Raw genomic sequence first — 19,154 nt, forward strand, 5'->3', positions numbered from 1 at the left:
AGGTCCGGAACGTTGACACTCGTGGGCCGACCGGTCCCGCTCCTAGGGTTTTCGCCGTGACCGCAGATGCCATCGTCTTCCGGGACGTCGTCAAGCGGTTCGGCGACGTCACCGCGCTGAACCGCACGGACTTCGCCGTCGCCAAGGGCGAGGTGCTCGCCATGCTCGGGCCCAACGGCGCGGGCAAGTCCACGGCCGTCGACCTGCTGCTCGGGCTGCGCAAGCCCGACGAGGGCACGATCTCCGTGCTGGGCACGGATCCGGCGAAGGCGGTGTCGCAGGGCCGGGTCAGCGCGATGCTGCAACGCGGCTCGCTGCCGGCCGGGGCGCGCGTCGCGGAGATCGTCGACCTGTCCCGCCGCCTCTACGGCAGCGTCCGCAGCCTCGACGAGGTGCTGGGGCTGGCCGGGTTGGACGGCATCGCCAAGCGCCGCGCGGACGCGCTGTCCGGCGGGCAGGCGCAGCGCGTGCGGTTCGGCATGGCGCTGGCCGGCAAGCCGGAGCTGCTGTTCCTGGACGAGCCGACGGTGGCGCTGGACGTCGAGGCGCGGCAACACTTCTGGCGGTCCGTGCAGAAGGTCGCCGCCGAGGGCACGACGGTCGTCTTCGCCACGCACTACCTCGACGAGGCCGACGAGAACGCCGACCGGATCGTGGTGCTCAACAGCGGCGTCGTCGTCGCCGACGGGCCGCCGTCCACGATCAAGGCCGTCGCCACCGTGCGGGTGGTCCGCTGCGTCCTCGACGAGCCGGATCTGAACGATCTCCAGGGGCTGCCGGGTGTGGTGTCCGTCGAGGTGCACGGCCAGGAGGTCGCGCTGCGGTGCGACGACGCCGACTCGACCGTGGCCGAGATGTACGCCCGCTACGGCAAGCTCCGCGACATCCAGGTCTCCGGCGCCGGCCTCGAAGACGCCCTGCTCGCCCTCACCTCGTCCGGAGACGCCCGATGATCACCTTCGCCCGCTTCGAGATCGTGCGCACGCTGCGCAACGCCAAGTTCCTCGGCTTCCTGCTGGCGATGCCGGTCGGCCTGTACCTGGTGCTGGCCGGCGTGGAGGCCGGCGACCCGTCCAGCGGGGACCCGCAGGCCGTCTACCTGCTGCTGATGATCATGATGGCGGTGTACGCCGCGATCGGCTCCGCCATGTACGCCACCGGCCCCGAGCTGGCGCAGGAGCGGGCCAGCGGCTGGATCCGGCAGCTGCTGGTGACGCCGCTGTCGTTCCCGTCGTGGATGATCGCCAAGGTGGTGCAGAGCCTGGTGCTCACCCTGCCCGGCACCGTCGCGGTGTGCGTGGTGGCCGCGGTGGTCCACGGCGTGACCATGCCGTTCTCGCACTGGGCGCTGCTGGTGGTGGCCGTGGTGCTGGGCTCCATCCCGTTCGGACTGCTCGGGCAGATCATCGGCCAGTTCTTCAACAACCAGGCCGCCTCCGCGGCGCAGCTCTTCGTCCTGTTCGGACTGAGCTTCCTCGGCGGCGTGCTGCTGCCCACGCAGGCGCTGCCGGCGACCGTGCAGCAGATCGGCAGGTTCACGCCCACGTACCACCTGGTCCAGCTGGCCGAGGAGGTGGTGCTCGGGCAGCCGGTGCACTGGATCCACGCGCTGGCCATCGCCGTGTCGGCCGTGGTGATCGGCGGAGTCGTGCTGACGCTGTGGCGGCGCGACGGTGCGACCGGTAACTGAGCCAATACGATGAGGTCGTGATGATGGAGACCCAGGACACCGATCGGCCGATGCGGCTGGTGGTCCGCAGCCTGGCCGTGGTCGTGGGCGGCGTCGTCACCGCGGTGCTGTACCTGGACACCGGGCCCGCCGCGTGGGAGGCCGTGGTGACGCTGCTGTGCGCGGCGATCACCATCGGCCTGTTCACGTGGCTCGCTTTGTACCCCGGTTCGCAGGCCCCCCAGATGGTGCCGACCCGGCTGTGGTGGATCTTCGCCGCAGTCATGTCGGCCACCGCCATCGCGGCGCGGCTGGTCGGCGGGCAGGTGTGGGTGGTCGCGATCCTCGCCGCCGCTGTCGCCTTCGGTGCCGGGGCCTCGCACCGTGGCGGCGTGGTGAAGGTGGCAGTCGTGGCCGTCGCCGCCGCTGCCGTCGCGGCCCTGGCCGACGCCGACCAGACCTCGATTCTCGTCGAAGGGGCCGCCGCCGGGGCGGCCGCCATGTTCGGCGCGCAGGCCTGGCGGCGCGTGGCCGTGATGGACGACCTGCGGGAGACCCGCCGGGAGCTGGCGCGGATGGCCGTCGCCGACGAGCGCACCCGGATCGCCCGCGACCTGCACGACCTCCTCGGGCACACGCTGGCCCTGGCGTCGGTGAAGCTGGAACTGGTCGACCGTTGTCTGAATGTCGACATGGACCGGGCGCGGGCCGAGCTCACCGACGCCCGCGCGGTGGTCCGTGACTCGCTGGTCGAGGTGCGGGAGGCCGTGACCGGCTACCGGCAGCCGTCGCTGGGCTCCGAGCTCGCCGCCGCCCGTCGGCTGCTGGTGGCGTCCCGGATCGACCCCCGTTTCGACGTGCCCGAGCGGTGGGAGCTGCCCCGCGACATCGACGCCGCGCTGGCGTGGGTGGTGCGCGAGGCCGTGACCAATGTGATCAAGCACAGCCATGCGCGGACGTGCCGGATCAGCGCTTCCATCGGCGCGGACGAGGTCGTGGTGGAGGTCTGCGACGACGGCGTCGGGCGACAGTCCGACCGGCGCGGGGGCGGGACCACCGGCATGGCCGAGCGGCTCGCCGTCGTGGGTGGCACCCTGGCCGCCGACAGCTCCCCGACGTCCGGTTTCCTGGTGCGGGCCGAGGTGCCGCTGAAGGTGGAGGCGTGATGAGCGAGATCCGGATCCTGCTCGCCGAGGACCAGACCATGTTCCGCAGCGCGGTGATCAGCCTGCTGTCGCTGGAGGAGGACCTGGTCGTGGTCGGCGAGACCGGCCGCGGCGACGAGGTCGAGGGCCTGGTCCGGAAGCTGCGCCCCGACGTCGTGCTGCTCGACATCGAGATGCCCGGCCTGGACGGGCTGTCCGTCGCACGGCAGTTGCAGAACCTCGAGTTCCCGGTGCGGACGATCATCGTCACCACCTTCGGGCGGCCCGGCTATCTGCGTGCGGCGCTGGAGGCCGGGGTGTCCGGGCTGGTGCTCAAGGACAAGCCGATCGCGTCGTTGGCCGAGGCCATCCGCAAGGTCGTCGCCGGCGAGCAGGCCATCGACTCCGAGGTGGCGCTGGCCGCGCTGCGCGAGGGCTCGTCGCCGCTGACCGACCGCGAGCGCGAGGTCCTCTCCGCCGCCCGCAACCGCGGCACCATCCAGGAGCTGTCCAAGCAGCTCACCCTCTCGGCCGGCACCGTCCGCAACTACCTGTCCTCGGCCATCCAGAAGCTCAACGCCCAGAACCGCGCCGAAGCCATAGACATAGCCGACTCCAAAGGCTGGCTCTGACCCCGGCGAGTCGCGCCCACAGACACACCGAATGTACGTCTGAGGCAGAACCCCCGCGAGTCCCGCCCGGCGTCACACCGAAATTCGGTTTCAGGCACATTCCTCGATGGCCGCCAGGGCGTTCGCCGCCGCCTGGCGGATCCGGTCGTCGAGGCGGATCGTCCACATGCCACCGCGCAGGTCGGTGAACCGCTGGTCCCGAGCCAGCAACACCTCGATCCGCGGCCGCAGCGGCGCGGCGGCGGGCCCGAGCGCGGCGGCGGCGTTGAGCGTGTCCACCAGGACCGGCTCGCGCTGGAGCAGCCCCCGGTCGAGCACCTGAAGGGCGAGATCGGGGTCGCACGCGACGGCGATCTGGGCGGTGCCCGTCAGGCCCCAGCGCCGCTGGTTGGCCCGCAACCACTTCTCGGCGCGGGCGAGCACCGGCGCGCGGTCGACGGGATCGAGCAGCGCGGCGGCCAGCACGAGCTGATAGGCGAGCGTCCAGTCCTCCGGCTCGCCGACGGTCTCCAGCACCTCGCTCAGCACCGTCCGGTCGCCGGTCACCACGCAATGGACCCCGCGCGGCGTGCAACGCGAGCGTCGGATCCTCGGCGATCCGAGACGAGGCCTCGATCCACGGCCCGAGGTGCGCCGCCTCGGCGCCGACAGCTTCGAAAACCAGGAGCGCGCGCTGCGGTTTCTTCGACGCCAGCGCCGACATCAGCGCGTCCTCCGCGCCGTACCCGGCGGGGCCGCACCACACGAGGGCCCGCCACAGCACCTTTTGGTGCTCGGTGGGGTCCGGACCGCTGCGCTCGAGCGCGGCGTGCAGGGCGGGCGCGATCCGCTCGGGATAGCGCGCGGCGCATTCCCTCAGCATGTCGGCGAGTTCGGGGCCGAAGCGGAAGAAGTGCCGGGACCTGAACTTGCCGCCGTTCTGGACGGCCTCGATCACCGCCGGCACGGCCCGCTCGTCGCCCTGCCGGGCCAGGGCCCACGCGCCGGCCTCGGCGACCTGCGGATCCTCGTCGTCGAGCAACCGGGCCAGGCGGTCCGAGTACAGGTCCGCCGCCTCGCCGTAGGAGGCCATCAGGTCGGCCGCCGCGGCCCGTACCTTGGGATCGGCGTCGGTGATCACCTGGCCGAGCAACGGCAGCAGAGCCTTGGCGGCGGACCGCCGTTCGGTCATCGCGTCGGCGGCGGCCTCCAGTGCCCCGGCCCGCACCTCGTGCGGGCCGAGGGCGAGCAGCCCCTTGATGATCTCCAGCTGGGCAACGGAATCCTCGCCGCACGCGGCGGTTAGCGTCCCGACCAGCCGCGCCCCGTCGTCGTTCCACGCTCGATAGGCCTCCCGGGGAAGCCTGGGCGCAAGTGCGGCGGCGACCAGGTCCTCCGGGGTGACGGATTCGGGCCGCAGGATCCGGGTCGCCAGCGCGTTGGCCAGGCGCATCGACTCGACCGGCACGGCTGCAAGCCGTAGCACCGCCTCCCGGCCGGCCTGCGCACCCGCCAGCCGCGACATCACCCGCACCTTGAGCTCTCGCTCCCGGACGTCCCGTGCGAGCAGGGCCGCCTCGACCTCGTGGGAACGAGGTGTGCACGCGGCGTACTCCCACAGCAGCGTCATGGCTTCGTTGCGTACGGCGACACTGCGATCCCGGAGCAGCGTGAGGAGCCGGTCGTGCTCGGCGATCAGCGCCTCTCGGCAGGCGAGCGCGTTCGGGTTGCACTGCTCGTTCACGCGCATCACCAGCCGCCCCATCATCTCCACGATGTCGGCCCGGATCCGGATCTTGGGTGTGGTGGCCAGCTCGACCAGGAACGGCACCATCGCGGCGTTGGCCGAGGGCATCTCCTCGTCGTACGGGAACAGCGCGCCCTCGATCCCGTCGAGCTGGTCCTGTATCCGCCAGTTGAGGGCCAGGCCGCGCAGCTTGTCCGGGATGTCGGTCGCCTTGCCGTACGCGTGCCGCAGCTCCGCCCACGGGATGTCGTCGAGACCGTGCAGGGGTGCGTGCTGCTCTCTGGCCACAGGTCACGCCACCGGTTCCAGCAGGATCCACAGTGGACCTTCGGCCGCCGGCACCGCTCGCCCCGCCGAGTCGGCGAAGATCGTCGCGTCCGTGGCGGCCGACCGGGACCAGGTCGCCTGGAACGACTGCCCGTCTCGCAACACCGTCGCCTGTCCGCTGCCGACCGTGACCGCGACCGGCGACGGATTTCCCGCCACGTCACCGGGAACCGTGCCGGCGCGCGTCGTCACCCGCTCGACGATGACCGTCGCCGCCGCTACCTGGCCGCCGTCGGTCGTGGTCAGCGGCTTGTTGTCCATGGAGATCGACCACTTCTGGTCTGACCACTCGAAGTCGAAGCCGACGTTCGCCACCTGCTCGTGTCGCTTGGTCGTCGGCGTCCCGCCGGGCGGCGCGGTGCCGGTCGGCTCCGGCGTCACCGTGCCGCTCCCCTTCGGCAGCTTGTCCGGGTGCACGTACAGATCGTGGGGCGCCTGCCGGCTGCTGTCACGGAAGTAGGCGTCCGGCACGGCGCTCTGGCAGCCGGTGTCCAGGCCGGCCTTGTGCAGCAACGGCACCAGCTGCGGGGCCGAGCCGGAGCACGCCAGCGTCGGCCGGCCGTACTGGCCGAGCAGGTCGATGTCGGTCTCACGGGCGCTGCGCACCGGCCCCACCACCGACGGCAGCTTTCCCAGGTACACGGCGGCGATCCGGGTCAGGCCGCCCTCGACCGGCTCCACGTAGACGACGTCAGCCCCGCCCAGGCCGGTCTGCGGCCGAGCCGCCGCGACGTTGTCGATCTTCACGACCAGCGCCGCCCCGGACGGCCCGGTCGGCGTGGTGGACGGCGGCGGCGCGGGCGCCGGTCCGCCGGCACAGGACGAGACCAGCAGGAGCGCCGCCGCGGCGGGCAGGAGCCAGATTCGCGGCATTCCCCCATGATGCGCCATCCCGGCCCGCCGCGGCCGTGTCGATCACACGATCAGGTCACCCGTGGTGGCCGCCGCCACCACCGAAGCCACCACCCCCATGGTGACCACCGCCGCCGAAGCCGCCCCCGTGGTGACCGCCGTGGTGGTGGCCGCCGAATCCGCCGTGGTGATGGTGGTGCTGGCCGCCGTCGTCCGTACCGGACATGAACACGCCGCCGCCGAGGTGCGACCGGCGCGACGCGCCGCCCCGCGCCAGCCGCGCGATGCCGGCCACGAGCAGCGCGATCCCCACCAGGATGAGCAGGCTGAACCCCATGACGCCCCCTCCCGCGGCCCCGTCCGCGGTGTCCCCTGACGCCGGGTCCGTGGCCTGTGTCACAGGAGTGTTCTCCCGGATCGGGCCGGAATCCATGGGACTTGAGCAAGGTTTGACCCAGCGGCTTGTTTTCGGTCGTCACTGAAGTCACAGTGCAGTGCGTTACCTGGACACCGTGCACCACGTCGTCACGGCCGCAGCCGCGAACACCAAAGCCCCCAGCACCACGCTGGTGTGGAAGCCAGCGACGAAGTCGACCGCCGTCAGCGAGCCGAAGATCGCCACACCGAGCGCGCTGCCGATCTGCCGGCTGGCGTTGAAGGTGCCCGACGCCGTGCCGGCCAGGTCCGACGGCGACGCCTCGATCGTCGCGGCGGTGCCCGCGGGCATGGTGTACGCCGTGCCGAAACCTATTGCCACCATGGGAATCACCATCATCCAGTACGGCGTCGCGGCGCCCACGAACGTCATCGCCAGCATGCCGAGCACCCCGGCCGGCAGGCCGATGAGCATCACCCGACGCGGTCCGTAGCGGGCGGTGTGCCGGCCGCCGAGCCAGGACGCCAGCGACAGGCCGCCCGGCTGCGGCAGCAGCGCCAGCCCGGCCAGCAGCGGCGAGAGGTGACGCACGTGCTGGAAGTACAGTGCCAGCAGGAACAACTCGCCGTAGAAGCCGAAGTTGATCGCCGCGCCGACGGCCACCGAACCGGGAAACTGCTTGCCCCGGAACAGGTTCAACGGCAGCATCGGATGCCGTACGGTCGCCTCGGTGATCACGAACGCCACGGCGCCCACGCCCGCCACCACGAACGCGATCACCGATCCCTGGATCAGGCCGAACACCAGGCCGGCAACGGCGATCGTGCTCAGCGCCAGGCCGGCGAAGTCCGGGCCGATCCGTCCGCCCGGCCGCGGCGCGATCACGTGCCGGCGCGTGGCGAAGATCGTGAACACGCCGATCGGGATGTTGACGTAGAAGATGAGCGGCCACCCAACCCCGCTGGTCAGCACGCCGCCGAGCACCGGCCCGAGGCCGGCGGCGACGCCGCCCAGGCCACCCCAGACGCCGATCGCCCGCACCCGGTCCACCCGGTCCGGGTAGCTCGCGTTGATCAGCGCCAGGGACGTCGGCAGCGTCAGCGCCGCGCCGACGCCCTGCACGACGCGGGCCACAATCAGCACCGGCAGCGTCGGAGCGAGGCCACAGACCGCCGATGCCGCCGTGAACAGGCCGAGCCCGAGCAGGAACACGCGGCGTGCCCCCAGGCGGTCACCGACGGCACCCGCCGGCAGCAGCAGGCAGGCCAGCGGCACCGTGTAGGCGTCGAGCACCCATTGGCTGCCACTCGCCGACGCGCCCACGTCCTTGGCGATGTTCGGCAGCGCCGTGGTGACGACCGTGGCGTCGATCATGATCACGAAGAAGCCCAGGCACACCGCCAGCAGCGGCCACCGGTCGGTTCTCGTCGCGGTAACCATGCTTCGACGCTAGCCGCCGAAAAGTTCGGGCACGGCCGAAGCGTGAACCCCTCGGCTCTCCCCCGCGTACCGGACAGTGGCAGTACACAACAGTGTGATCATGCAACGATCTGGTGTGGAGCGTGACCATGAAGGCACGAGCGATTCCGGGCGCGTGCGGCGCGGCCGTCGCGCTGTACACGGCCGCCTGCGGCAGCACCCAGGTCGGGCTGGCCGCCGCGCCGGCGACGCCGGCGCCAGCGCTGACCAACACCCGCTACGGGCCGCTCAGCGCGGCCGACATCAAGCTCATGACGCTGGTCCGGGAGACCAGCCTGCGCGAGATCCCAGTGGGCCTGCAGCGGTCGAGGAACCCGCAGGTCAGGTCGGCCGCACAGATGATCATCACGCAGCATGTCACGTTGCAGCAGGAGGACCTGACGGCCGCCGCAACACCACGTTCGTGATCAGGCCGATCAGCTTGAGCAGGACGAACGCCGCCACCGCCGCCCCGCCGACGGCGAGCGCGACGGCCGTGATCAACAGGACCCGCGGCCGGACGTGGAAGTCCCCGAGATGGGCGGCAGAATGTTGCATGTAGTAACAGTTGCTTAGCGCAACGGTCACCGTCAATTCCGGGTGGTCGAACTCGTGGACGGCTCAGAGGTCGACCCAGGCGTCGGGTTGCCAGAGGCGGTCGACGAGGGCGTGGCCGGTGGCGGTGAGAGCGAAGCACGCGTCGGCGGCGGGGCGGGTGTCCCAGCTGCCGCCGTCGTGCCGGGAGACGAGACCCTCGACGGCGAGGGTGTGAAGAGTGTTTCGGACGGTTCGGCGGCCGGCGTGCACGAGGCGGACGAGGGCTGGGACGGTGAGCGGGCCGGCACCGAGGGCGTCGAGGACCTCCAGGGTGTACGGGCGTGAGAGCAGGTCGGCCATGCGGGTCCCTTCGCGGTTGACGGTCAAGGTAGGCAGACCCGTGTCGACACGGCGTGACGCCAATGCGACCCATACACTCGGACGGGTGATCCTTACGCGGTCTTGACGGCGTCAGGGAATGCCGACCGGGCGCTATGCCTGCGTAAAACAGCGGCCGCTGAGGGCGGGGTCGCTTCTACCGTGGGAGGATGCGGCAGGTTTCCGGCGTCGAGCTGACCGAGGTGTGCGAGTCCGTCGCCGACGTCATCGACCTGGCGACGAGCGCCCTCGTGGAGGCCGATCTCGTTGCGGCGCAGCAGGTTCTGACAGCCACGACGCCGGCGGCCCGGCTGGCGGAGACCACCGCGGTGTTGGTCGGCCGGTGTCGGCTGGCGCACGGCGAGCTGCCTGAGACGATCGCCGCGGTGACGGAACTGGAGCGCATGCACGACCTGGCCAGACACATCGCCGAGGTCGTCCACAGGCACGTCGACCGGCCAGTGCTGTCAGACCCGCTGCGTCAGCGCTTCGCCGCCATGGGGGAAGTCGCCCGCCGCATGACATTGGCGGCGGCCTGCGTCCTGTACTACGGCGACCGCGGCTACCTGGTGGCGGTCTCGGCCGCAGCGTCGGAAATGCACCGGTTCCTCGTGCTGGCAGACCGGCACGACGCGGCCCTTGTCGGCCAGTTCTACGAGCAGTACGCCGACCACGCCGTGCACCTGGCGATGCACTTCGCGGGCGCCGGCGCCGACCGAAACCCGCTGGCCACGGCCGATAGGTTTTCACGGTGAGTGAGCAACTGCCCGAAGGTGGCATCGTACTGTCACCCGCCGAGATCGAGGCGCTCGACGCCAGGTGGTCGTCCTGCTGGACCCCGAGCGAGGTAGCCCGCCGCCTCAAGGGCGTCACCGCGCCGTGGGCGGTGGCGGCGGGGTGGGCACTGGATCTGTTCCGCGGCAAGCAAACCCGCGAGCACGGGGACCTCGAGATCGCGATCCCGGCGGCGCGCTTCCCCGAAATCCGCCTCCCCGGCTACATCTTCGACGCAGTCAGCAGCGGACGGATCTGGGAGAACGCCACCGACGAGGTGTTGGCGGCCACCCACCAGACGTGGCTCCGCGACCCCGCCACGGACAACTACCTGGTCGACGTGTTCCGCGAACCGCACGACGGCGACACCTGGATCTGCCGCCACAACGAGACGATCCGGCTGCCGTACACCGAGATCATCCGCCGCACCGCGGACGGCATCCCCTACTTGGCGCCGGAAATCGTCCTGCTCTTCAAGGCCAAGCACACACGTCCGAAGGACGAGACGGATTTCGCCGCGACCATCCCGCACTTGACCGACGGTCAGCGCACGACCCTCACCGAGCTGATCGCCCGAACGTACCCCGGTCACCGGTGGCTAGATGATCTACCCGAAACCTACATTCGGTGTGTCTGACAGCGCGACTCGCGGGGGTTGAGTCAGAAGAGGCGGCCGGTGGTCTCGGGAGGGGGTTCCTCCAGGGCCAGCAGGAAGCGCTTGCGGGGCAGGCCGCCGGCGTAGCCGGTGAGGCGGCCGTCGGAGCCGACGACCCGGTGGCACGGCACGATGATGCTGATCGGGTTCCAGCCGTTGGCATTGCCGACGGCCTGCGCCGCGCCGGGGTCGCCGAGCTCCTGCGCCAACTGCCCGTACGTCCGCGTCTCGCCGTACGGGATCTTCCGCAGCTGCGCCCACACCTCAAGCTCGTACGACGACCCGCGCGGGGCCAGCTCCACCGAGAACTCCGTCCGCGTGCCGGCGAAGTACTCGGCGAGCTGGGCCCGGACGTCGTCGAAACCGCTGTCGTCGCGCGGCCCGAGCGTGGGCAGCCGGGGCGTGCGGCTGTGCCCGTCGAAGTACAGCCCGACCAGCGCGGACCCGTCGGCGACGAGCGTCAGGTCGCCGATCGGGGAGTCCGTGATCGTGTGCCGAACGCCCATGACCCCACACTAGCGACCACCATCGCGCCGGCGATCGCCCCGATCGCGACCCAGTCGAGCCACGCCAGCCGCTGCCCCAGCACGACCAGGCCGACCAGTGCGGCGAGCACGGGGTTGACGCTCATGAACAGCCCGAAGAACTGCGGCGGCACCCGCCGCAGCGCGAGCAGGTCGACCAGGAACGGCACGGCCGAGGACAGCACGCCGGCGGTCAGCGCCTCGCCGAGCGAATACCCGGTCGGCGGGTGCAACCAGAGCACGACCAGCCCGATCGGCACGTACACGAGCGCCGAAACCAGCGCCGCGGCGGCGGAGCCCTGCGCGCCGGGCAGGCGACTGCCGACGGTCCGGTTGAGCAGGATGTAGCACGCCCAGCAGATGGCGGCGAGCAGCGCGAGCCCGATGCCGAGGTAGTCGGCGGTCGGTTGGGGACGAGCCAGCACCATGGCGGCGGGGGCCGCGACCAGGGCGCACCCGACGTCGACCAGCCGCCGCGAACCGGCGAGCGCGACCGCCACGGGCCCGAGGAACTCCAGCGTGACGGCGAGGCCGAGCCCGATCCGGTCGATCGCCGTGTACAGGGACAGGTTCATGGTCGCGAAGACCAGGGCCAGCGCCAACACCGGCCGCCATTCACGAGCGGTGAACGACCGTAATCGGGGCCGGCCGGCCGCGAGCAGCAGTGCGCCGGCGACCCACTGCCGCACGGCGACCACCCCGGCCGGTCCGATCACCGGGAACGCCAGCGCCGCCGTGGCGGCCCCGACCTGGCTGGACAGCGCGCTGCCCAGCATGAGCGCCATTCCCCCCACCCGTTCGTTCGCCATGCCGGCAGCCTGCGCCGCGCCCTCGCATACGCAAAATGCATCCGACACGCCATCTATACGCTGTAGTCATGGATCTCGAACTGCGTCAGCTGCGCTGCCTGGTCGCGATCGTCGACACGGGCACGTTCACCGACGCCGCCATCGAGCTGGGCGTGTCCCAGGCGGCGGTGTCACGGACGCTGTCCGCGCTGGAACGCGTGCTCGGCGTCCGGCTCCTGCACCGCACCAGCCGGTCCGTCACGCCGACCACCGCCGGCGTGCAGGTCCTGGCGCGGGCCCGCCAACTGCTGGCCGAGGCCGACAATCTCGTGCGCGAGGCGACGACCGGCCACACCCGGCTGCGGATCGGGCACGCCTGGTCGGCCGTCGGCCGGCACACCGCCGAGTTCCAGCGCCGATGGGTGGCGCGCCACCCCGGCGTCGAACTCATGCTCGTCCGTACGAACACCCCGACCGGCGGCCTCGCCGAAGGCCTGTGCGACCTGGCCATCGTGCGGGCCGCCATCGACCACCAGCGCTATGCGCACGCCACCGTCGGCAGCGAGCCCCGCTACTGCGTGATGGCCGCCGACGATCCGTGGGCGCGGCGGCGATCCATCACCCTCGCCGAGATCAGCGAGCGGCTCCTGGTGTTCGACCGCCGTACCGGCACCACCACCGCCGAGCTCTGGCCGCCGGACCGCCGTCCGAAGCTCGAGCACACCAACGACATCGACGACTGGCTCGCCGCCATTGCCACCGGACGGTGTGTCGGCGTCACACCGGAGTCGACCGTCGCCCAGTACCGGCGCGACGGGATCGTCTACCGCCGGGTCCGGGACGCTCCGCCGGTGCCCGTGCACCTGGTCTGGCGGAGCCACGACCCCCACCCGGCGACCCACGCCGCGATCGCCCTGCTGACGGAGCTGTACCAGGGCGAATGAGCAGCCCCCGAATCAATCCAACCAGATGGGGCTGACATTTCGGGGAACGGCGAGGTCCGGCGACCGGCGCGAACCGGAATTGTCAGACCGCCGTGGTTGGATTGATTCGGGGGCTGCTCTGACGGCCCCGCCGATGACGAGGGACCACCACGACGGGCCGACCGGTGACGACGCCGCCGGGTCGCCGGAGTCAGTGGACGGGCAGGAACGACCACAGCCCGCACGCCAGCAAAACGGCAGGCCGACCTGTCGCCAGAGTCAGTGGGGCGGCAGGCAGGACCACAGCCCGCACACCGGCCGGGCCACCGGAGTCAGTGAGCCGGTAGGAGCGACCACTACCCACACGCCGGCAGCGTCACCAAGAGCCGCATACCGACGAAGCCGAGCGGGCCGCGGACACCACGGCGCTCCACGGAGGCGGGCACTCCCCCGGCGCCGGGCGTTGAAGCCAGCGCCGCTCCCCTGCGTCCGGCGCCTCCGGCAGCGGAACCACCGCGCCGACGGGCAGCCAGCCGACCTGGATCCGTACGAGGTCCGCCCACGTGGCGGGGCGCATGGCGGTCCGGGCCTGGGTGATGAAGATCCATTCCCGGTGGCGGCCGACGGACAGGATGATCGGGGCGCGCAGCAGGCAGCGGGTGAGGATGCCGTTGACCTCGGCGGCGAAGCCGGCACGCATGATCAGGGCGTCCGCGGTGTGGCCGACGGTGATGTGGTCGGCGGGGAAGGTCTCGAAACGGGTGTTGGCGACGGCTGTCATGGTGCCTCTCCCTGGATACGGGGTTGGCCGCCGCGTTCGTCGAGGATGCGCGCGAAACGCGTGATCACCGAACGTCGCGCGGTAGCGCGACCGGGGACTTCACTGGAGCACTCCAACGGGTGCAGGGCTTTTGTCGGACCGGCAAAAGGTAGGCGCGAGCGGCCGGGGCAGTCGAGACGAGCACAGCACTACTCGGGGAATCCCTGGAAACGCGTGGCACCGCGTGCCGAATCCCCACCCGTCCACAGTGGACGCCCAATGCAGGGAAGGACGCCTTACCCTCGTTCAACGCGGGTAAGGCGTCCTTCCCTGCATAAGGGTGCCCCCTAGCGGGTGCGCTCCAGCAGGGCGAAGAGGTTCTCCCAGTGGCGCTGCTCGCCGGCGGCGTTGTACGCGGCGGTGTCGGACATGGTGAAACCGTGCGCGGCGCCCTCGTAGACCTCGGACCGGTACGTCACGCCGGCCTCGTCCAGGGCGGCCTCCAGCACCTTGATCTGATCGGCGCTCATGGAGTGGTCGTTGTCGGCGTGTCCGAAGTAGACCTCGCCGGTGATCGAACCGACGGCCAGGTGGGGGCTGTCGGGCTGGTCGGTGGCCAGCCGGCCGCCGTGGAACGAAGCGATGGCCTTGACGCGGGACGGCAGGGCCTCGATGACCTTCAGGGCATTGGTGCCGCCCATGCAGTACCCGGTGATCACGGCCGGCCCGGCCTCGACACCGTCCTGGGCGTCGAGGAAGTTCAGGTACGAAACGGCATCACGGGTGATGGCGGCGGTGTCCAGGGCGGCGATCATCGGCATGATCTGCCCGAACAGGGCCTCGCGCTTGGCCGGGTCGTCCAGACCGGTCATGTCGAACAGCGGGGCCCGCCCACCGCGGTAGAGCAGGTTGGGCGCCAACACCGAGTACCCCCGCGCGGCGATGGTGTCGGCCATCTCCTCGATCCGCGGCCGCAGCCCGAACGCGTCCATGAACAGGAGCACGGCGGGACCGCCGCCATCGGGCACCACCAGGTAGGAATCGGCCACGCCGTCCTCGGTCGGCACGTCCACCATGCCCTTGCGCATGTGCAGTCACTCCACTCGCGGTTCGGCTACACCGCGTGCCGGCCCGGCACGCGGTGTCGTACCGCCAAACCTACCCGCACAAACCGGCGAGCGGCCGCATGGCCACGTTGGGGCTGCCGGTGGCCGAGGTGACGGCGATGGACAGCGTGGCGTGGTACGCCTGCTCGCCGCTGAACCAGTCCTTCAGGTGCGGCGCCGGGTCGACCGAGCAGGCGTCGTCGCGGTAGTACATGCCGTCGGCGTCGGTGTTGGCGGTGAGGTAGCCGCGCGATTCGCCGGCGGCCGGACACCCGGGCTGCGCGGTGTAGACGTAGACCGCCGACGCGTCGGGATCGGTGGTGGCCCAGCCGATGACCTTCCACGTGCTGGTGCCGCCCGGCGGGACGACCGGCGCCGGGTCCTGTGTGATGTGCCCGTCGCCGTCCGGGAAGCGGGCGGTCAGCTTGAACGTGCACGTGGTGTGGTTGATCAGCGTCGCGGTGACGCTGCGGCCGGGGGCGTGCCCCGCGGCCGACGCGGGTCCGGCGACAACGGCCAGCAGGCCCAGGGCCGCCGCCGCGCCGGCGACTAAACGCCGTCTGTGCATGGAGAAACTGCCTCTCGCGAGAACGAAGATGATCGCGCGGATCCTAAGGACGACCCCCGGACCTGGGATCATCCGGCGAGTAGCACCTTGCCGATCGCACGGCCGTTCTCGGCCATTTCGTGCGCGGCGGCGATCTCGGCGAGCGGAAGGCGAGCGGCGATCGGATGCGTGAGGACGTCGTCGGCGAGCAGCCGGTTGACGTGCTCGGCGGCGGCCCGCAAAGCGTGCGGGGGCATGGAAAACACCCGAACCAGCCGAATGGTGACGCCGCGGCGCATCAGGGCATAGAACGGAAGCGTCGGCTCGGGCACGGCGTCGGAGCCATACCCGGCGATCGTCCCGTTTGGGGCGATCACGGCCGCTGTCAACGGAAGATTCGCCCCGAAAGCGACATCCACGACCCTGTCGACGCCGCCTCCGGACAGCGCGACGAGGTCCGCGGCGGCATCGGGCCGGCGGTAGTCGACGACCTCGTCGGCACCCGCCGCCAGCGCCGCCGCCTGCTTCTCGGGCGTGCTCGCGGTGGCCAATACCGTTGCGCCGCCGTGCTTCGCGAGCTCGATGGCGTAGTGCGCGACGGCCCCGGCGCCACCGGTCACCAGAACGGTCTTTCCGGCAACCGGACCGTCACCAAAGACTGCCCGATGGGCCGTCAGGGCCGGCACGCCCAGACACGCACCGGCCTCGAACGACGTACCGTCCGGCAGCGGAACCGCACGATCCGCCGGCACCACAACGTATTCGGCGGCGGTCCCCCACGGCCGCCCGTGATTGGCGGAGTGCACCCAGACCCGGGTGCCCAGACGGGCAGTCGGCACCCGCGGGCCGACCCGGTCGACGACGCCGGCCCCGTCGTCGCCGGGCACGACGCGAGGCCCGATCATGGACCGCCCGCCGGCGCCGGCGCGCCGCTTCACGTCGGCGGGATTGACGCCGGCGGCGTGCAGCCGCACCCGCACCTCGCCGATCCCCGGCTCCGGATCGGGCAGTTCCCCCACTTCGAGGACGTCGGCGGCGGGGCCGGTCCGGTCGTACCAAGCGGCTCTCATCCCAGGAACTCCGCAAGCGCCGCGGCGACCAGCTCCGGCCGTTCCAGCGTCTGCATGTGCGGTGTGCCGGGCAGTTCCCGGTACACGGCACCGGGAATCCGTGACGCGACGCCGCGCATGATCTCCGGCGTGGTGGAGGCGTCGGCCTCGCCGGCGAGCACCAGGGTGGGGATCCCGGCGAGTTTCCCCTGCACGTCAAGGCCCTTGAACGCACGCCAGCCGGCGGCCCAGTCGGTCGGGTTGCCGTCGATGACCCGCTGCCGCGCGTACTGGACGCTCGAGCTGTTGACGGCCAACGCATTCGCGGTGAACCACCGCGTCAGCGACGGGGCGACCTGCGCGGCCATGCCGTCGACCTCGCCGGACAGCGCCCGCCCTTCGAAAGCGTCGAACGGATGATCAGTCGTGGCCAGCAGCGCGAGCGACACGAAGCGTTCTGGCGCGAGGACCGCGGCGGACTGCGCGATGCCGCCGCCGAAGGACAAGCCGACGACGTGGGCCCGCTGCACGCCGATCCCGTCGAGGACACCGAGCAGGTCGCGCGCGGTGTCGTCCATTGTGTACGGACTCGGCGACCCGACGGCGGCCCCGTGCCCGCGAATGTCGTACGCATAGACGCGGCGGCCGTCGGCGAGGGCGTCCATCACGGGCTCCCACATCCGCCAGTCCAGGCCAAGGGCGTGCACGAGCAGCACGGCCGGTCCGGTGTCGCCGCGTTGGGCGACGACGGTGTCGTGGTCGGCGAGCCGCAGCCGGCGGAGGTTGTTGTCGACCAGCCGCGGGAAGCCGGTGTCCAGTGAGAGTCGTTCGGCCATGCCTCGCACTCGGGCCTGGGCCAATGGTGTGGCGGTCATGTCACCACGATCGTCCGGACGGTGGTCAGATGTCCAAGACATGATCGAGCTGACGGTCAGTCGCCGGAGATATCACCGTCGACCGCGAGGTCCGGGTGCCCGACCATGAAGTCGATCAACGCGGCCAGCGCCGGGGCCGGCCGCCGGTTGGCCGACCACGCCAGCGCGGGCGTCCACACCGGCGCCGGCTCGAGCTCGACCACCTGCACCGCCGGGCCCGGCGCCCGGGCCACCGACCGCGGCATGATCGCCGCCGCCAGGCCGACGCCCACCAGGGCGCGGGCCGTGCTGTAGTCCCGGGTCTCGAACCGCACCCGGGGCTCCGCGCCGGCCGCCGCCAGCGCGCCGGCGATGATGTCCCCGACCGCGGACCCCGGTGGGTACTTGATCAGGTCGACGCCGTCCAGCTCGGCGACGTCGATGCCGCGCCGGTCGGCCAGCTCCGTGTGCAGGCCCGTGACCAGCACCATCGGCTCCGCGCCGAGCGGATGGGACACCACGCCGCGGTCGCCGGGCGGCGGCGGGGCCGCCAGCGTCACCACGTCCAGCCGGCCGGCGTGCAGCCCGGCCAGCATCTCGTGGGTGTTCTGCTCCTGGAGTTCGATCTCCACCGCCGGGTACGTGCTGGAGAACGCCGCGAACACCAGCGCCAGCCGGGCCGTCAGGCCGCGGGCCGCGCCGAGCCGGATCCGGCCGCGCACGCCGCCGGCCCAGCCGAGCATCTCCTGCTCGACCGCGACCAGGTCGGACAGGATGCGCTCGGCGTGGCCGAGCAGGGCGGCCCCGGCCGGCGTGAGCTCGACCTTGTGGTTGTTGCGCTCGAACAGGTCCAGCCCGAGCTGCCGCTCCAGCTTGCGGATCTGCTGGGACAGCGCCGGCTGCGCGATCCGCAGCGCCTCGGCGGCCCGGGTGAAGTGCAGTTCCCGGGCCACCGCCTGGAAGTACTCCAGCTGACGCGAACTGATCATAAGCGCAGTGTCTCACCAGGGCCCTGGTCAGATCACCAGCACCAGCTTGCCCCGCACGTGCCCGGCCTCGCTCTCGTCCTGCGCCTTCGCGGCCTCGTCCAGCGGATAGGTCGTCACCGGCAGCGTCAGCTTCCCCGCCGCGGCCAGCGCCACACCCTCCGCCAGGGCGCCCGGCACCTGCTCGTCCGCGCTGCCGGAACTGAAGCGCACCCCCAGCTCACCCGCCTGGCCGTCGGCGATGGTGATCACCCGTTCGGTACCGCCAGTCAACTCGATCAGGTCGGGCAGCGCCCCGCGGCCGGCGGTGTCCAACGCGGCGTCGATACGGGCGATGGCGTCCACGCGGTCGATCATGCCGTCGCCGTAGAGCACTGGAGTGACGCCGAGCGACCGCAGGTACTCGTGGTTCGACAGGCCGGCGGTCCCGATCACGGTCAGCCCCCGACCGACGGCGATCTGAGCGGCGACGCTGCCGACGGTGCCGGCCGCGCCGTTGATCAGCAGCACCTCGCCGGCGACCAGGTTGAGCAGCGCCAACGCGCGGTACGCGGTGGTGACGCCGGTGTTCAGAGCCGCGGCGTCCGCCCACGACAGCCCGGCCGGCTTGGCGACCAGGTTGTGAGCCGACGCCAGCGCCACCTCGGCGTACGAGCCGGAGGCCGCGCCGAGCACCTCGTCACCGACGGCGAACTCGGTCACCTCGGGGCCGACGGCGTCGACCACACCGGCGACGTCCGAGCCCGGCACGGCCGGGAACGAGGCCGGCATCGACGGCCCGAACAGGCCCCGGCGCACCTTCCAGTCGAACGGGTTGACCCCGGCCGCCCGCACGGCCAGCCGCACCTGCCCGCGCCCCGGCTCGGGCACGGCGCGCTTCCCCAGCGTGAGCACCGAGGAGTCGCCGTGCTCGCGGTACTCGACGGCTCGATACGTGTTCGACATCGACGTTTGTCCTTCCAGTGAGCCCTGCCGATGCCAACCCTGCCGTCCCCGGCGCTGTTCCGCCATTGTTCGGACTTTGTCGTTCGACGAGGTCATGCCGACACTGAACTTGCCGCCAGGCACTACTGCTTTCTCCAGTCGCA

The 19,154-nt window shown here is 71.5% G+C and carries 22 protein-coding genes and 1 pseudogene; 8 read left to right on the forward strand and 15 right to left on the reverse strand.

The window, feature by feature from the left end; all coding sequences use genetic code 11:
• The first annotated feature begins 56 nt into the window (after positions 1-56).
• From BCF44_RS27420 to BCF44_RS27435, 4 genes are read left to right on the forward strand one after another with little or no spacing between them, the layout of a single operon-like run.
• Entirely contained in the window at positions 57-953 is an 897-nt protein-coding gene (locus BCF44_RS27420; protein ID WP_211353252.1) for an ABC transporter ATP-binding protein, read from the forward strand.
• Entirely contained in the window at positions 950-1,690 is a 741-nt protein-coding gene (locus BCF44_RS27425) for an ABC transporter permease (RefSeq protein ID WP_116177253.1), read from the forward strand. The genes BCF44_RS27420 and BCF44_RS27425 overlap by 4 nt, the downstream gene beginning before the upstream one ends.
• A gap of 20 nt (positions 1,691-1,710) precedes the next feature.
• Positions 1,711-2,835 (forward strand): sensor histidine kinase, encoded by a 1,125-nt coding sequence (locus BCF44_RS27430; protein ID WP_116177254.1) that lies wholly within the window; start codon positions 1,711-1,713, stop codon positions 2,833-2,835.
• Positions 2,835-3,446 (forward strand): response regulator transcription factor, encoded by a 612-nt coding sequence (locus BCF44_RS27435; protein ID WP_116177255.1) that lies wholly within the window; start codon positions 2,835-2,837, stop codon positions 3,444-3,446. The genes BCF44_RS27430 and BCF44_RS27435 overlap by 1 nt, the downstream gene beginning before the upstream one ends.
• A gap of 90 nt (positions 3,447-3,536) precedes the next feature.
• On the opposite strand, the gene BCF44_RS57780 is transcribed toward BCF44_RS27435, so the two are convergent.
• The 5 genes and pseudogenes from BCF44_RS57780 to BCF44_RS27455 form a co-directional block, all read right to left on the reverse strand.
• Positions 3,537-3,995 carry a hypothetical protein gene (locus BCF44_RS57780; RefSeq protein ID WP_246015595.1) on the reverse strand — a complete coding sequence of 153 codons (459 nt, stop codon included), beginning with the start codon at positions 3,993-3,995 and terminating at the stop codon, positions 3,537-3,539.
• A gap of 427 nt (positions 3,996-4,422) precedes the next feature.
• Positions 4,423-5,280: pseudogene (locus tag BCF44_RS59295) on the reverse strand (hypothetical protein); the annotation flags it as partial.
• A 183-nt stretch (positions 5,281-5,463) separates the two neighbouring features.
• Positions 5,464-6,372: a DUF3048 domain-containing protein gene (locus BCF44_RS27445; protein ID WP_116177257.1), complete on the reverse strand. Its 909-nt coding sequence runs from the start codon at positions 6,370-6,372 to the stop codon at positions 5,464-5,466.
• Positions 6,373-6,427: 55 nt separating this feature from the next.
• Entirely contained in the window at positions 6,428-6,688 is a 261-nt protein-coding gene (locus BCF44_RS27450; RefSeq protein ID WP_116177258.1) for a hypothetical protein, read from the reverse strand.
• A gap of 162 nt (positions 6,689-6,850) precedes the next feature.
• The gene (locus tag BCF44_RS27455; RefSeq protein ID WP_116177259.1) at positions 6,851-8,167 is read right to left on the reverse strand and encodes an MFS transporter; all 1,317 of its coding nucleotides are present in this window, start codon (positions 8,165-8,167) and stop codon (positions 6,851-6,853) included.
• Positions 8,168-8,295: 128 nt separating this feature from the next.
• On the opposite strand from BCF44_RS27455, the gene BCF44_RS27460 reads away from it, so the two are divergent.
• On the forward strand, positions 8,296-8,613 hold the full coding sequence (locus tag BCF44_RS27460) for a hypothetical protein (protein ID WP_147328653.1): 318 nt from the start codon (positions 8,296-8,298) through the stop codon (positions 8,611-8,613).
• A 193-nt stretch (positions 8,614-8,806) separates the two neighbouring features.
• Here the strand turns inward: BCF44_RS27460 and BCF44_RS27470 are convergent, their stop codons facing one another.
• Positions 8,807-9,082, reverse strand: a complete 276-nt coding sequence (locus BCF44_RS27470) for a GntR family transcriptional regulator (protein WP_147328654.1) — start codon at positions 9,080-9,082, stop codon at positions 8,807-8,809.
• A 188-nt stretch (positions 9,083-9,270) separates the two neighbouring features.
• On the opposite strand from BCF44_RS27470, the gene BCF44_RS27475 reads away from it, so the two are divergent.
• Both BCF44_RS27475 and BCF44_RS27480 read left to right on the forward strand, forming a co-directional pair.
• A complete protein-coding gene (locus BCF44_RS27475; RefSeq protein ID WP_116177263.1) occupies positions 9,271-9,855 on the forward strand; it encodes a phosphate signaling complex PhoU family protein in 585 nt (194 codons plus the stop codon).
• Positions 9,852-10,511 carry a nucleotidyltransferase domain-containing protein gene (locus BCF44_RS27480; RefSeq protein WP_116177264.1) on the forward strand — a complete coding sequence of 220 codons (660 nt, stop codon included), beginning with the start codon at positions 9,852-9,854 and terminating at the stop codon, positions 10,509-10,511. Before BCF44_RS27475 ends, BCF44_RS27480 begins: the two co-directional genes overlap by 4 nt.
• 23 nt (positions 10,512-10,534) lie before the next feature.
• On the opposite strand, the gene BCF44_RS27485 is transcribed toward BCF44_RS27480, so the two are convergent.
• On the reverse strand, positions 10,535-11,035 hold the full coding sequence (locus BCF44_RS27485; protein ID WP_116177265.1) for a methylated-DNA--[protein]-cysteine S-methyltransferase: 501 nt from the start codon (positions 11,033-11,035) through the stop codon (positions 10,535-10,537).
• Positions 10,990-11,862: an EamA family transporter gene (locus tag BCF44_RS27490; protein ID WP_246015598.1), complete on the reverse strand. Its 873-nt coding sequence runs from the start codon at positions 11,860-11,862 to the stop codon at positions 10,990-10,992. The genes BCF44_RS27485 and BCF44_RS27490 overlap by 46 nt, the downstream gene beginning before the upstream one ends.
• Before the next feature lie 68 nt (positions 11,863-11,930).
• Between BCF44_RS27490 and BCF44_RS27495 the strand changes: the two genes are divergently transcribed.
• The gene (locus BCF44_RS27495) at positions 11,931-12,785 is read left to right on the forward strand and encodes a LysR family transcriptional regulator (RefSeq protein WP_116177267.1); all 855 of its coding nucleotides are present in this window, start codon (positions 11,931-11,933) and stop codon (positions 12,783-12,785) included.
• A gap of 355 nt (positions 12,786-13,140) precedes the next feature.
• Here BCF44_RS27495 and BCF44_RS27500 read toward each other — a convergent pair whose 3' ends face one another.
• The 7 genes from BCF44_RS27500 to BCF44_RS27530 all read right to left on the reverse strand — a co-directional run bounded on the left by BCF44_RS27500 (position 13,141) and on the right by BCF44_RS27530 (position 19,011).
• Positions 13,141-13,545 carry a hypothetical protein gene (locus tag BCF44_RS27500; RefSeq protein ID WP_116177268.1) on the reverse strand — a complete coding sequence of 135 codons (405 nt, stop codon included), beginning with the start codon at positions 13,543-13,545 and terminating at the stop codon, positions 13,141-13,143.
• Between the two features lie 326 nt (positions 13,546-13,871).
• The gene (locus tag BCF44_RS27505; protein ID WP_116177269.1) at positions 13,872-14,612 is read right to left on the reverse strand and encodes a dienelactone hydrolase family protein; all 741 of its coding nucleotides are present in this window, start codon (positions 14,610-14,612) and stop codon (positions 13,872-13,874) included.
• Between the two features lie 70 nt (positions 14,613-14,682).
• A complete protein-coding gene (locus tag BCF44_RS27510) occupies positions 14,683-15,198 on the reverse strand; it encodes a hypothetical protein (RefSeq protein WP_116177270.1) in 516 nt (171 codons plus the stop codon).
• Positions 15,199-15,266: 68 nt separating this feature from the next.
• Entirely contained in the window at positions 15,267-16,157 is an 891-nt protein-coding gene (locus tag BCF44_RS27515; RefSeq protein ID WP_246015600.1) for an NADPH:quinone reductase, read from the reverse strand.
• An 86-nt stretch (positions 16,158-16,243) separates the two neighbouring features.
• On the reverse strand, positions 16,244-17,101 hold the full coding sequence (locus BCF44_RS27520) for an alpha/beta fold hydrolase (protein ID WP_170217778.1): 858 nt from the start codon (positions 17,099-17,101) through the stop codon (positions 16,244-16,246).
• Positions 17,102-17,157: 56 nt separating this feature from the next.
• The gene (locus BCF44_RS27525; RefSeq protein ID WP_116177273.1) at positions 17,158-18,069 is read right to left on the reverse strand and encodes a LysR family transcriptional regulator; all 912 of its coding nucleotides are present in this window, start codon (positions 18,067-18,069) and stop codon (positions 17,158-17,160) included.
• Between the two features lie 27 nt (positions 18,070-18,096).
• Complete coding sequence (locus BCF44_RS27530) at positions 18,097-19,011, reverse strand: NADP-dependent oxidoreductase (RefSeq protein WP_116177274.1); 915 nt, start codon at positions 19,009-19,011, stop codon at positions 18,097-18,099.
• Positions 19,012-19,154: the final 143 nt, after the last annotated feature.

This window comes from Kutzneria buriramensis, assembly GCF_003387475.1.
Taxonomy (GTDB): Bacteria; Actinomycetota; Actinomycetes; order Mycobacteriales; family Pseudonocardiaceae; genus Kutzneria; species Kutzneria buriramensis.